The following is a 14,073-nucleotide window of genomic DNA, read 5'->3' as shown; positions in this document are numbered from 1 at the left end:
GCGAGGTTTAGGGTTTAGGGTTTAGGGTATAGGCTTTAGGCCTTTAGTACGTTACACCCTCTACCTTTTCACCTTCTACCTTTATTTATGTCTTTTCTCTAAATTTTTAGCGATATCTTGAATCGACAGTCCTTTTTCTTTCAATAAAAATAAAAGGTGGAAGATCAGATCTGAAGCTTCTCCAATAAGTTCTTCTTCTGACTCCGCCAGTGCAGCGATAACGGTTTCTACACCTTCTTCACCAACTTTTTGCGCAATTTTGTTAAGTCCCTTGTTACGCATTTTGTTAATGTAAGAACCTTCTACCGGATTTTCATAACGGTCATTAATGATGTTTTCTAGTTCAAAAATAAAGTTCTGATTGAAATCTGTCTTAAAACAGCTCCGGCTACCTGTATGACAGGTTGGGCCAACAGCATCTGCTTTGATCAGAATGGTATCTTGATCGCAATCAACAAAAAGTTCTTTTACATAAAGAAAGTTATTGCTGGTTTCCCCTTTGGTCCAAAGGCGGTTTTTGGAGCGCGAGAAGAAAGTTACTTTACCCTCAGCCTGGGTTTTTTCCAAAGCGACTGCATTCATATAACCCAGCATTAAAACTTCCAAGGTTTTGTAATCCTGGATAATTACAGGTAGTAAGCCGGCAGTTTTATCCCAATCAAGGGAATTAATATCGATTGTCATTTTATTTCTTTATTTCGGAAGAGTAGACTCATTGGCGAGGACTGCTGATTCCGGACTTAATTATATTCTTACCGTAATATTGTTCCTTTTCAATTCTTGTTTTAAATCCGGAATCAGGATTTCGCCATAATGAAATACTGAAGCGGCCAGTGCGGCATCAACATTGGCTTTTTGGAAAACCTCGGTAAAATGCTCCATGCGGCCAGCGCCACCAGATGCAATTATTGGGATATTGATCATTTGGTTTATTTTGCCCAATAACCCGCAATCAAATCCCGCTTTAGTACCGTCATGATCCATAGAGGTTAGCAAAATCTCACCAGCGCCTAAATCTTCTGCCTGTTTAATCCATTTTTCGGTTTCCAGTTCGGTAATTAGCCTTCCGCCATTTAAATGAACCATGTTTTTGCCGTTTACATGTTTAGTATCAACAGCTAAAACCACAAACTGTACACCAAAAGCTTTTGCCAGTTCTTCAATCAGTTTAGGATTGCGGACTGCCGCAGAATTAATACTGATTTTATCGGCACCTGCATTTAAAAGTGCCTCGGCATCGGCAATTTCTGTTATTCCTCCGCCTATGGTAAATGGAATGTTTAACTGCCGGGCAACCGATTTTACCATTTCAATCATCGTCTTACGACGCTCGTGCGTGGCCGTAATATCCAGAAATACCAATTCGTCTGCACCTTGCTGTGCATATTGCGCAGCAAGTTCCACAGGATCACCCGCATCGCGTAAATCAACAAAGTTTACACCTTTTACCGTACGGCCGTCTTTAACGTCTAAACAAGGAATTATTCTTTTTGAAAGCATGTTTTTGTTTGATTTCATCATTGCGAGACATGAAGCAATTTTAATACTTTCGCATCGCTCGATTCGTCACCCTGAATTTATTTCAGGGTCTATTGCATGTAGATGCTGAAATAAATTCAGCATGACGATCACGTATTACAACGAGTGGAATATTAAATCTATTTTTTAAATAGAGGTCAGCGCCTTTAAATTCCACTCCTTAATCTCTTCAATAGTGATCCGGTTTTCGTAAATCGCTTTGCCCACTACTACACTTCTAATGGGATATTTAGCCAGTTCGTAAATATCTTCCATCGAACTTACACCACCAGAAGCAATTAGCTTGATCATTGGTGAGTGTTCCAGTAGTTTCTGATACAATTCAATCGCTGCGCCACCTAATTTTCCATCCTTGCTGATATCGGTGCATAAGAAACGGAAAAATCCCAATGAAAGGCACTTATCCACGTAATCCATCAGTTTAATCGGCGAACTCTCCATCCAGCCCGAATATTTGATTACTTCGTCTAAAACATCAATCGCAATAACGATACGATTAGCATAATCATCTTTTTTTGCAAAAGTCTCACTTAGTTGAGATAAAAAATCAGGATTGGTAATGGCTTGCGTACCTACAATTACGCGGTGGATGCCGGCATCAAGCAGATTGTTAACCTGCTCAATGGTTCTGATGCCGCCACCATACTGCACTTTCATATCGGTTTTTTTGATAATCTCGAAGAGTGTTTTTTGATTACTAAAATCACCTTTGGCTCCATTCAAGTCGATAATATGGATAAAATCTGTACCATTTGAACGGTATTTTTCTATCATTTCGGGAATGGAGACATCATATTCCGTTTTTTGGTTGTAATCGCCTTCACGAAGACGGACAACTTTTCCATCCAAAATATCAATAGCAGGTATTATGTACATTTTATAAGCTTAAGTTTGAAAAATTTTTTAATACTAGTTCGCCGGCTTTTCCCGATTTTTCAGGATGAAATTGAACGCCGTAAAAATTATCCTTTTGTACCGCTGCCGAGAACTTTAAACCATAATCAGCAGATGCAATATCAAAAGTAGGGTTATATTCAATAAAGTACGAATGCACGAAGTAAAATTGTGTATTATCTTCAATCCCTTTAAACAATAAATTGTTTTTTGGTTTCACTGCGTTCCAGCCCATATGTGGAATTTTGATATTCAGTGATTTGTCGAATTTTTTGGTTTTCACCGGAACGATATTCAATAATGCAGCATTTCCCTCTTCCGAATGCTCAGTAATGAGTTGCATGCCCACACAGATACCGAGCACTGGTTTAGTTAATTTTTTTATAGCTTCAACAAGGCCTGTTCCCTTTAGTTTTTCCATGGCCGCACCGGCATGACCGACACCCGGAATGATGATGTGACTGTATTTTTCGAGGTCATTTTCTGTATTTACCATGCCGTAGATTACGTTTAAGCTGTCTAATGCTGCGGTAAGAGAGAAAATATTGCCTGCTCCGTAATTTATAATTCCAATCATAGTATTGAGTATTTAGTATCGAGTATCAAGACTTGACGTTTGTTTCTTTAAAATTTGAGAACGAATGACGGTTTTTCATTAGCAATGTTCCTGCTATAAGGCGCTTTCCATCATCCATTTTACCTCTTACAATAAACCTTTCGTGCTCGGCAATACCATTTTCTCTGCATCACGTTTTATAGCCATTTTAATGGCTTTGGCAAATGCTTTAAATATAGCTTCAATTTTATGATGCTCGTTGTCGCCCTCTGCTTTTATATTTAGATTGCATTTTGCGGCATCACTAAATGACTTAAAGAAATGATAAAACATCTCTGTTGGCATATCGCCAACCTTCTCACGTTTAAATGCTGCATCCCAAACTATCCAGTTTCTTCCTCCAAAATCAATGGCTACCTGTGCTAAACAATCGTCCATTGGTAAGCAAAAACCATACCTTTCAATACCTAATTTATTGCCTAATCCTTTGGCAAAGGCCTCTCCCAGTGCAATCCCAGTATCTTCTATGGTATGGTGTTCATCAATGTGTAAATCACCTTTTGCAATTACTTCCAGATCAACACTGCCGTGTCTGGCAATCTGATCAAGCATATGATCAAAAAAGTTTAAACCGGTCTCGATTTTCGCCTTGCCTGTTCCATCCAGGTCAAGGTTAATGATTATGTCAGTTTCATTGGTTTTGCGTTCATGACGAATTTTCCTGCTTCCTGCTTTAAGCAAGTTGTAGATATCTTCCCATTTTTGAGTTTCCAGGATAATCACCTCCAGCAATGATTCACGCTTATCTAGCGCTTCTGTTGAACCTAGCGCATCATTCTGGCGAAGAAAGATTGCTTTTGCACCTAAATTTTTGGCCAATACCACATCATTTAAACGATCGCCGATGACGAAAGAGTTTTTGAGGTCATAATCTTCGCTAAAATATTTCGTCAATAAAGCTGTGCCGGGTTTGCGTGTTGGTGCATTGTCTTTGGCAAACGTTCTGTCTATCACGATCTCGCTAAAATTTACACCTTCGCCAGCAAAAGTATCCAACATGAAATTGTGGATGGGCCAGAAATTTTCTTCCGGATTTGAAAGTGTACCTAATCCATCCTGGTTGGTAACCATTACGAGTTCGTAATCCAGTTCGGCTGCAATTTTCGATAAATAATATAACGAACGCGGATAAAATTTAAGCTTTGCAAAACTGTCTACCTGTTCATCATCAGGTTCAATATTTAAAGTGCCGTCCCTATCTATAAATAATACCTTTTTCATTTTAAAATTTTTCTAAAACATTTAACAGCTTGTCGTTTTCTTCTTTTGTGCCCACGGTAATGCGTAAACAACCTTCGCATAAAGTTACTTTGGAACGGTCTCGTACAATGATACCTTGCTCTACTAAAGTATCATAAATTTTTACCGCATCTGTAACTTCTGTGAGAATAAAATTCGCGTCAGAAGGATATACTTTTTTTACGATATTTATTGCATTTAATGCGTTACTTAAACGGTCTCTTTCTGCAACAGATTCTTTAATCCATTCGTTCACTTTTGCAATATTTTTTAGCGCCTCAAAGGCTAAGTCCTGAGTGGCCTGATTGATGTTGTAAGGTGGCTTAATTTTGTTCAAAACATCGATCACTTTTGTCGAGGAAAAAGCCATGCCTAAACGTAAAGCGGCGAGTCCCCAGGCCTTCGAAAAAGTTTGCAAAACCACGAGGTTTGCGTACTCGGTAAGCTCTTGGATAAAGGTCTTCTGACGGGCGTAATTAATGTAAGCTTCATCTACTATAACGATGCCATTAAAGTTGGCTAAAATGGTTTCGATATCTTCACGATTTATCGAATTTCCAGTCGGATTATTTGGCGAACAAATGAAAATTAATTTGGTGTTTTTATCAATCGTTTCTGCGATCTTTTCCATGTCTAACTGAAAGTTCGGAAGCAGGCTCACTTTGCGTATTTCTACATCATTTATATTAGCCGAAACTTCATACATTCCGTAAGTTGGTGGCAGCACAATTACGTTGTCTTTTCCAGGATTACAAAAAGCGCGAAATAACAAATCTATTGCTTCGTCGCTACCGTTTCCTAAAAAAGTATTCTCAATCGGCACGCCTTTTATTTTACTGATCGCATCTTTCAAGTCCAGCTGTAAAGGATCTGGGTAGCGGTTATAATTGGCGGGTAAAGGTGAGCCATAACTGTTCTCATTAGCATCTAAAAAAACAGATGCCTGACCTTTAAATTCGTCCCTTGCGGTAGAGTAGGGGCGAAGGTTTTTTATATTTTCTCTTACTAAATCGTTAATGTCCATTGCTGTATTTTTATTCGTCACCCTGAATTTATTTCAGGGTCTTTTACTGTTATAGATGCTGAAATAAATTCAGCATGACGTATCATGAAGATGTTTGTCTATTTATTTTTTAATCTAATACTCACTGCATTTTTATGCGCTTCTAAACCTTCAGCGGCTGCAAGTGTTTCAACTGTAGAGCCAATATTGTTCAAACCTTGTTGAGATAAATGCTGAAAAGTTATTTTTTTCAAAAAAGCATCGGTTGATACGCCTGAATAAGCCTTTGCAAAGCCACTGGTTGGTAAGGTATGGTTGGTTCCAGAGGCATAATCGCCGACGCTTTCTGGAGTAAAGTTACCTAGGAAGACCGATCCTGCATTAATAATCGATGGAATAAGGCTTTCGAAGTTTTCAGTGGCCAATATCAAGTGTTCGGGCGCATATTCATTCGAAAACTGCATAGCCTCATTCAGGTTTTTAGCTAATACTACGTAAGAATTGGCTATAACTTTAGCTGCAATCTCTTTTCGTGGAAGAGTATTAAGCTGATAATCAATTTCTTCTAATGTTTCAGCTATGATCTGACTGGATGTGCAAACTAAAATAGCCTGACTATCAGTTCCATGCTCCGCCTGTGCAAGCAGATCTGCAGCGATAAATGACGGATTGGCAGTCTCGTCTGCAATAACCAATACTTCCGATGGCCCGGCAGGCATATCTATTGCCACTTTATTTTGAACCATGGTTTTGGCGGTGGTTACATAACGGTTGCCAGGACCAAAAATCTTATATACCTGTGGTACGCTTTCTGTTCCAAAAGCCATAGCGGCTACAGCTTGTGCACCCCCAATCAGGAATAGCTTTTCGATTCCCAATAGCACTGCGCAATAAGCCAGGTAACAATTGGTTTTGCCATCACGTTGTGGAGGTGAGCATACCACAATATCTTTACAGCCTGCAATACGAGCTGGTGTTGCCAGCATTAAAAAGGTGCTTGGTAATACTGCGGTACCTCCCGGGATATAAAGTCCAACCTTCTCAATTGACCTGCTTTCGCGCCAGCAAACTACACCTGGCATCGTCTCTACTTTATCTTCTTTTTTTAATTGAGAAAGGTGAAAATTTTTGATGTTTTCGTAAGCAATATCAATTGCTTTTTTCGCTTCATCTGGGATAGTTGCTGCAATAGCTTTTAATTCTTCGCCATCTAAAAAAAGTTTTTTCAGTTCAACTTTATCAAAGGTTTTGGCGAAATCGAAAAGGGCTTTGTCGCCATCTGCTTTTACTGATTTTATAATGTCAGCAACACGGCTTTCAACTAATTTATCATCTTCAATCTGTCTTGAATAAAGTTCTTCAATTTTTGAGTTAGATAAATCTGTATAATTATAGATTTTCAATGTTTTATATTTAAAAATTAACCAATAGTTAATATGTATTTTTCCTATTTTATTGAATTATTTTCTCAATAGGCATCACTAAAATACCTTCGGCGCCTGCAGCTTTTAAGCTGTTAATCTTGTCCCAGAAATCCTCTTCAGCAATTACCGAATGAACGGCAACCCAGTTCGGTTCGAAGAGTGGAACCACGGTTGGGCTTTTTACGCCAGGCAATAAATCAACTACTTTTTGGAGGTTGTCTTTCGAAACATTTAACACCACATATTTGTTCGATTTTGCACTAAGTACAGAGCGGATGCGTTGCAATAATTCCGCTACCTCTGGATTGTCTGCTATAGATTTATTTCCGATTAAAACAGCTTCAGACTGCATCACATCAGCAAATGGTTTTAGTCCATTACTTTTTAATGTTCCTCCCGTTGAAACGATATCAAAAATGGCATCGCTTAAGCCTAAACCCGGTCCAATTTCTACCGATCCTGAAATGGTTCTGATATCTGATGTTATACCTTTTCCCTGTAAAAATTTTTCGAGGATTACCGGGTAAGAAGTTGCAATGGCTTTGCCGCTTAACTCTTCCAGTTTTTCGATATTACTGGTAGCCTGAACAGCGATTTTTAGGGTTGCACTTTCCAAAGCCTAATTTTTGTAGATAGTCTACTTCGGCTTTGGTTTCTACAATTACATTTTCACCAACAATACCTAAATCGGCAATGCCATCCTGCACATATTCCGGAATATCATCGTCACGTAGGAAAAGAATTTCTAAAGGAAAATTGGTAACGCTTGAGATGAGTGAACTTTTGTAGTTTTCGAATGATAAACCACAGTTTTTGAGTATTTCTACAGATTTTTCGTTTAACCTACCCGACTTCTGGATAGCGATTTTAAGTGTTTTCAAAGTATTGAATATAGAGTGAACAAGAAATTATTTTACGGAAAAAAGTTTTGAAGTACAAAACAAACATATCATATCGCCTATCGGCGATGGTGTAAATGTAAGTGATGGTTCAAAGTTAAATTCATAAATTATTTCTGCCAGTATCAATACGTTAGCTGATAAGCGCTGGCAAATATAGTGTTTGATTTGGGGAAAACAAAAAATAATGGCACTTAATTTGCCATTATGCTGTTTTTATTATCATTAACTATTATTTTATATTAAAATTTTACGCTTTTGAAAAAAATCCGTTTTCTTGTTCTACCCTTTATCTTGTTTATTTCTGCTTGTGGGTGGTTTAAAAGCCCACCGGAGATTGGCAAAGTGCTGTCAGAGCATTTCAAAAATAAAATCTACAAAGATTTTGATACTGTAGCCTATGATAGTGTTTTTGTGAAAGTAATGGACAGTCTTTCGGGTAAATTTGTTAATCCGAAGGCCATAAAGGCGTTTTATTCAAATAATAATTCCCAGCCTAAATTGGTTACTCAGTTCTTTATCAACGGACAGTTAGATACGTTAGTGAGTTATTTAGATCAAAGCAAAGTGCATGGCTTTAATCCCAAGATTTTTAAAGGAGAAGAAATCAAAATCCTATTGGACGAATTAACAGCCAATAAGTTTAAGAAAGTAGATGAGAGTTACCCAATAATAGCGAAATTAGAACTGTTAGCTGCAAATGCTTACCTGAATTATAATAATTATCTTAAATATGGTTTAGTAAATCCCCGGACCATTTTTTCGCGTTATTACATTAAAGTTAAACGCCCGGATAGTTTAGGAATGGTTAATCTTTTAAATGGTGCAAGCCTTTTGGATACCCTTAGATCTGTACAGCCAAAATCATCTCAATACAAGGCTTTGCAAGCAGCTTATTTAAGTGCAGATTCGGAAAGTGAAAAGCGAATTTTATTATTGAACATGGAACGTTTCCGTTGGCAAATGCCAGAGACCGGAAGCAATTATGTGCAGGTAAATATTCCTGATTTTAGGTTGACCTGGTTTGATAAAAAAGATACTTTAATTGCGATGAAAGTTTGTGTGGGTGGTAAGCGCGAAAATGGTTATGAAGAGAAGCTTAAAGCCTTCGCAAAATCTGGGAATTTAGATGATAAACCGAAAAACCATGAGACGCCATTATTGTTTAGTAAAATTAGTTCTATTCAGGCCAATCCGGTATGGAATATTCCGGTAAGTATTGCGCAAAGCGAGATCTATTGGATGGCCAGAAAAGATCCCTTTTATTTGTCGAATAGCAACATCAAAGTATACTATAAAGATAAGCTGATTGGTGAACCTGATACCATCAATTGGCGAAGGTATTCCCGTGATAAATTACCGTTCAGATTTAAGCAAGGTTCGGGTGGGGGAAACGCTTTGGGAAAGTTTAAATTTATCTTCGACAATAGCTCAAGTATCTACCTGCACGATACCAATAATAAAAACGGATTCAAATTAACAAATAGAGCCATCAGTCATGGTTGTGTACGCATTGAAAAACCACTTGACTTCGCCAAGCTTTTGGTGAAAGATTCGTATACCTATGATAAACTTAGGGCAGAGGTTGATTTGCCTCCCATAGATAGTACCCATATAAAATGGTATAAAAAACGCATGGCGCAAAAGGCAGATACGACCAAGTCCTTTCAATTAAAACCAGCATGGTTTGGACCCAAGATACCTGTTCCATTAATCATTACTTATTTTACGGCCTGGTCACAGAATGATAAAATCGAATACCGGCCTGATATCTATGGAATGGATGAAAAACTTTGGGCTGCAATGAAGAAGTTTAGATAAGAAATTGCTTACGGAGAAATGGATGGTGTCTGTCGTGAAATATTTAAGGATCCCATTACCGATGATGGTACCAAAAAATCAGCAAAAGGTTTATTGCAGATTTTTAAAAATGCCCAGGGAGAATATGAACTGAAAGATCAATGTACCTGGGAAGAAGAAGCACAAGGTAAATTAAAAGAAGTTTTCAGAGATGGTAAACTGTTAATTGATTATTCTCTTGCCGAAATTAGAGAAAGACTTAAGAATAGTTAACTTCGCCAAGTTTTTGAGCTTGTGCAACTAATAAAAAGATCGTCATTCTTGAGCCTGTTGAAGAACAATAAAAAAAAAGCTTCGAAAGTCTCAAGTTGACATATAGGTTTCTGGGTACAACTCATTCAAGGAAAGACATCAAAAAATGCAGGAAACACCTAATTTTAACCATCAGGCCGATATCGTTAATAGCGCCATTAGATTTGTAAATGCGTGGTTTAAACAATCGAAGGCAATTACAAGTGAACTGAATGACTTTTTTATTTTGCCGGGACATAAAATAATCGGCAAAGATGTGATCATTGGGCGGTTGAAAGGTGTTTTCGGAAAATCAGATGAGTATGTAGGTGGGCGTTACGATATTATCGATGTTAACTTTGAATTATTTGATGACGGTAAAGGTATGGGCTTTGTAGAAGGCGTGGCTGGTTACCGGGAGGTGATTCAAAAACAATCTAAAATTGTAAGCGGACCTTTTAAATTGTATTTTGCATTAACCAACCGCAGTTGGAAAATTGTAAATATTGAATTTCCTGGGTTTAGTTATTAGGTCTAGGCCGTCACCCTGACCTGTAGCGCAGCGGAAAGCTACGCAGTAAATTCATTTCAGGGTCTTTTATACTAAAAAGATGCTGAAACACCCGTCCAACCGGCCGGGCGGAAGTTCAGCATGACGAATCGGCCAGGGATGGGTCGTTTATAAGGCAGTATTTTAATTAAATAATTATCGAGTTCAGGTTATCAGAACTCATTGAACATCCTACCACGGGAACCGGAAAGCAAGAATTAAAAAAATAAATCATCAGGCTTATATTCTAAAAGGATAACAAAAAAGCATAGACTGGTTTATCAAATAAATGGTGAAACGATAAGCGTACTGGTTTTATCGGCTGCTGGCCACTATGGAGATAAATGATCGTGTCTATTTATCTTAATTAGTATCTGCCTTCCTTTACATTTGATATACATTGATAATAATTAGTAAGGAATATTATCCCCTATTCCATAATTTTTCTATCTTTGGTTTTTAATGAATTTTCTTTATCCGGGCTTTCTTTTTGCACTCATATCGGTTGCCATCCCGGTTATCATTCATTTATTCAATTTCAGGAAATTTAAAAAAGTTTATTTCTCTAATGTTCAGCTTTTAAAGGAAATAGAACAGCAAAATTCGTCAAAAGAAAAACTTAAAAACCTGCTTATTCTTTTATCGCGGATTCTGGCAATCCTCTTTTTAGTGTTGGCATTTGCCCAACCCTACATTTCTGCCCACGACCAAGAAACTACAGCTTTAAATAATATCGTTAGTATTTATATCGATAACTCTTACAGTATGGAGGCTGTTAATAAAGATGGCAGTTTGCTAGATGAGGCGAAACGTAGGGCAAAGGAACTGGTTAAAGGTTTCGGCATTAACGACCGTTTTCAGTTGTTAACGAACGATTTCGAAGGTAAACACCAGCGTTTGCTAAATGAAGAAGCATTTCTAAAAGCACTGGATGATGTAAAAATATCAGCGGCAAACCGAAATCTCCAGCAAATTTTAAACAGGCAGGGAAATGTTTTATCGGGAACCGAAAATAAATACAGCTTCCTCATCTCCGATTTTCAAAAAAACATCTCCTCCACAAAAAAACTCCAAACCAAAGCCGATATCCAATATTCATTTTTGAAATTGAATGCCAATAACTTACCAAATGTTGCGGTAGATAGCGTTTGGACACTTTCACCAAATCATCAGCCTGATGCAAATGAACGTTTAGTGGTGCAGCTAACAAATTATTCGGAAGAACCAGCAAAAAATATCCCTTTAAAATTGACCCTCAACAACCAGCAAAAAGGGTTAGGTGCTGTAAGCATTCCAGCAGGTAAAACAGTGAAAGATACCCTGAATTTCTCGGGACTTAAAGCTGGTTGGCAAAAAGGTATGATGAGCATTAAAGATTTTCCGGTGACCTTTGATGATACCCTTTCCTTTAGTTTTAAAGTAGATAAGAATTTCCCGGTTTTAAGTATTAACGGGCCAAATGCTGGTCATTACATTAAAGCCTTATTTGCGGCCGACGCATACTATCAATTGGCTGAAAATGCCGAAAGCAACGTAAACTACAATAATTTTAGTAATTATGGCTTGATTGTTTTGAATGGATTGAAAAGTCCTTCAAGCGGATTGGCACAACAGCTAAAAACCTATTTGCATGCAGGCGGTACAGTAGTGCTTTTTCCTGATTTGGATGCCGATATTCAAACTTATAATTCATTTTTAAGTGGAATGTCGCTTCCCTCTATTCAAGCATTAATTACTACACCAAGCAAGGTTGATCAGATTGACCTGCAAAACCCGATTTTCAAAACTGTTTTTGAAGAAATTCCTAAAAATCTGGATCTGCCAAGTGTTTCCCGTTATTATTCTTTCGTGGAGAAAAATACAGCTAACAAAGAAGATGTCATGATGTTGCCAGGCAGAAAGGCATTTTTCTCTAAATATGGGGTAGGGAACGGTCAGGTTTATTTATCAGCCACAGGCTTGAATGCTAATGATGGAAATCTGGCACGTCATCCGGTTTTCGTTCCGTTACTTTATCGCTTAGCCCTAAGTGGAGGAAATGAAGTGCCGCTTTATTATCATATTGGCAATGATAACACATTAGCTAGTAAAAAAATCGCTATAGGTAAAAACCAAAGTTTAAAAATTACAGCCGATCATCTCGAAGTCATACCTGAAATACGACAGGCGGAAGGAAAAACATTGATATATGTTGCCGATCAGATTAAAAATGCGGGTTTTTATAACCTAAAACTTGCAGATTCGCTGCTTGCGGTTCATAGCTTTAACAACGGCCGTGCCGAATCTGATCTACATTACTTAAGTAAAACAGAACTGGAGCAATTAGCCGATAAAAGTAACCTGAAAATATTCGATACCGATAAAGATGCCGTTAAATTAATTGCCGGTGGCAATAAAATCGGTCAAACTTTATGGAAACTTTGTCTAATTTTGTCGCTGATTTTTATTGCAGCAGAAATTTTGCTCATCCGATTTTTTAACAACACAAAAAAAACAATATGAATCTCCTGGTTAAAAATGTAACCATTGCCGATCCGCAAAGTAAGTTCAACAATCAACAATGCGATGTCAGGGTAGAAAATGGGAAAATTAAAAATATAGGTAACTTAACTGCCGATAAAAATGAAACCATTTTTGATGCTCAGGGTGCTTTTTTAACACCAGGTTTTTTCGATTTAAACTGTGTAGCTGGCGATCCGGGTTTCGAAACGAAGGAAGACATTGAATCGTTAACCCAAACTGCGAAAGCTGGTGGTTTTACAGGATTGGCTTTGTTGCCGCAAACCAGCCCGGTTGTACAGTCAAAATCCCAGATAGAATATATTGTAAACAAGGCCAAAAATGACCTGGTTGATGTTTTGCCTGTTGGCGCTATCAGTCAGAACCGTGAGGCCAAAGAATTGGCCGAATTGTTTGATATGCAACAAGCCGGTGCTGTAGCATTCTCTGATGGCGATAAAGCTTTGCAGGATGATGGTTTCATGAGCAGAGCCCTACAATATGCCAAAGGATTTGATGCATTGTTAATGGTTTATCCCGAAAATAAATCCATCGCAGGTAAATCGCAGATTAATGAAAGCAAGAATTCAGTGCTTCTGGGCATGAAGGGCCTACCGGCATTAGCAGAAGAAATGCACATTGCCCGCGATATTTTTTTAGCAGGCTATAACGAGACTAAAATCCATATCAGCAATATTTCTACCGCTGGTGCAGTAGCTTTAATCCGTAAGGCAAAGAAAGATGGCGTTCAGGTTTCATGTGATGTAACGGCACATCACCTCGTATTTACAGAAGAACTTTTAAGCGATTTTGATAGCAATTATAAGGTTAAGCCACCGTTGCGTGGAAAATCTGATGTAAAAGCGTTAATTGCTGGTTTAAGAGATGGAACCATTGATGCAATTACTTCCCAGCACCGTCCGGAGGAAATTGAATTTAAAAACGTAGAGTTCGAAATTGCTCACTATGGTATTATCGCTTTGCAAACCGTATTGCCGCTGTTGTTAAAAGCCGGATTGGATATTGCTTTAATTGCAGAGAAATTGGCTATTAATCCACGTAAATTGTTAAATTTAACTGTTCCAGTAATTGAAGAAGGTGCAGAGGCTAACTTTACGATAGTGAATACAAGCGAAAAATGGTTGTATAATTCGACCAACAACTATTCTAAATCTGCAAACAGTCCGTTGTTGGGTACCGAACTTATGGGTAAGGTAAAATTGGTATATAATAATGACCAATACTGGGAGAGTTAATTGAAAAGAGCTTAACTGCTATTGTATATATAGATGCTGAAATAAATTCAGCATGACGGATCG

At 37.9% G+C, this 14,073-nt stretch carries 12 protein-coding genes and 2 pseudogenes; 6 read left to right on the top strand and 8 right to left on the bottom strand.

Annotated features, from left to right (window positions below):
* Positions 1 to 81: 81 nt before the first annotated feature.
* The 8 genes and pseudogenes from hisIE to hisG all read right to left on the bottom strand — a co-directional run bounded on the left by hisIE (position 82) and on the right by hisG (position 7,596).
* Positions 82 to 684 (bottom strand): bifunctional phosphoribosyl-AMP cyclohydrolase/phosphoribosyl-ATP diphosphatase HisIE, encoded by a 603-nt coding sequence (hisIE, locus tag PGN18_RS15170; protein ID WP_335320412.1) that lies wholly within the window; start codon positions 682 to 684, stop codon positions 82 to 84.
* A 60-nt stretch (positions 685 to 744) separates the two neighbouring features.
* Entirely contained in the window at positions 745 to 1,500 is a 756-nt protein-coding gene (gene hisF / locus PGN18_RS15165; RefSeq protein WP_335320470.1) for an imidazole glycerol phosphate synthase subunit HisF, read from the bottom strand.
* Between the two features lie 165 nt (positions 1,501 to 1,665).
* Positions 1,666 to 2,415 carry a 1-(5-phosphoribosyl)-5-[(5-phosphoribosylamino)methylideneamino]imidazole-4-carboxamide isomerase gene (gene hisA / locus PGN18_RS15160; RefSeq protein ID WP_335320411.1) on the bottom strand — a complete coding sequence of 250 codons (750 nt, stop codon included), beginning with the start codon at positions 2,413 to 2,415 and terminating at the stop codon, positions 1,666 to 1,668.
* Between the two features lies 1 nt (position 2,416).
* Positions 2,417 to 3,010, bottom strand: coding sequence for an imidazole glycerol phosphate synthase subunit HisH (hisH, locus tag PGN18_RS15155; protein WP_335320410.1), 594 nt, complete (start codon positions 3,008 to 3,010; stop codon positions 2,417 to 2,419).
* A gap of 126 nt (positions 3,011 to 3,136) precedes the next feature.
* On the bottom strand, positions 3,137 to 4,270 hold the full coding sequence (hisB, locus tag PGN18_RS15150; protein ID WP_335320409.1) for a bifunctional histidinol-phosphatase/imidazoleglycerol-phosphate dehydratase HisB: 1,134 nt from the start codon (positions 4,268 to 4,270) through the stop codon (positions 3,137 to 3,139).
* Position 4,271: 1 nt separating this feature from the next.
* A complete protein-coding gene (gene hisC, locus PGN18_RS15145) occupies positions 4,272 to 5,312 on the bottom strand; it encodes a histidinol-phosphate transaminase (RefSeq protein ID WP_335320408.1) in 1,041 nt (346 codons plus the stop codon).
* Positions 5,313 to 5,410: 98 nt separating this feature from the next.
* Positions 5,411 to 6,694 carry a histidinol dehydrogenase gene (gene hisD / locus PGN18_RS15140; RefSeq protein WP_335320407.1) on the bottom strand — a complete coding sequence of 428 codons (1,284 nt, stop codon included), beginning with the start codon at positions 6,692 to 6,694 and terminating at the stop codon, positions 5,411 to 5,413.
* 49 nt (positions 6,695 to 6,743) lie between these two features.
* Positions 6,744 to 7,596 (bottom strand): annotated as a pseudogene (hisG, locus tag PGN18_RS15135) (ATP phosphoribosyltransferase).
* A 276-nt stretch (positions 7,597 to 7,872) separates the two neighbouring features.
* Between hisG and PGN18_RS15130 the strand changes: the two are divergent.
* From PGN18_RS15130 to PGN18_RS15110, 6 genes and pseudogenes are all read left to right on the top strand, one after another.
* Complete coding sequence (locus PGN18_RS15130; protein WP_335320406.1) at positions 7,873 to 9,435, top strand: L,D-transpeptidase family protein; 1,563 nt, start codon at positions 7,873 to 7,875, stop codon at positions 9,433 to 9,435.
* Positions 9,436 to 9,453: 18 nt separating this feature from the next.
* Positions 9,454 to 9,687 carry a hypothetical protein gene (locus tag PGN18_RS15125; protein WP_335320405.1) on the top strand — a complete coding sequence of 78 codons (234 nt, stop codon included), beginning with the start codon at positions 9,454 to 9,456 and terminating at the stop codon, positions 9,685 to 9,687.
* Between the two features lie 145 nt (positions 9,688 to 9,832).
* A complete protein-coding gene (locus PGN18_RS15120; protein ID WP_335320404.1) occupies positions 9,833 to 10,237 on the top strand; it encodes a hypothetical protein in 405 nt (134 codons plus the stop codon).
* A 252-nt stretch (positions 10,238 to 10,489) separates the two neighbouring features.
* A pseudogene (locus tag PGN18_RS22455) lies at positions 10,490 to 10,603 on the top strand (type II toxin-antitoxin system YoeB family toxin); the annotation flags it as partial.
* A 114-nt stretch (positions 10,604 to 10,717) separates the two neighbouring features.
* Entirely contained in the window at positions 10,718 to 12,757 is a 2,040-nt protein-coding gene (locus PGN18_RS15115) for a BatA domain-containing protein (RefSeq protein ID WP_335320403.1), read from the top strand.
* The gene (locus PGN18_RS15110; RefSeq protein ID WP_335320402.1) at positions 12,754 to 14,010 is read left to right on the top strand and encodes a dihydroorotase; all 1,257 of its coding nucleotides are present in this window, start codon (positions 12,754 to 12,756) and stop codon (positions 14,008 to 14,010) included. Before PGN18_RS15115 ends, PGN18_RS15110 begins: the two co-directional genes overlap by 4 nt.
* Positions 14,011 to 14,073 lie beyond the last annotated feature (63 nt).

It is taken from the genome of Pedobacter terrae, assembly GCF_036946585.1.
Classification (GTDB): Bacteria; Bacteroidota; Bacteroidia; order Sphingobacteriales; family Sphingobacteriaceae; genus Pedobacter; species Pedobacter terrae_C.
The sequence above is the reverse complement of the archived record's forward strand: the minus strand, read 5'-3'. Positions and strand labels throughout refer to the sequence as shown.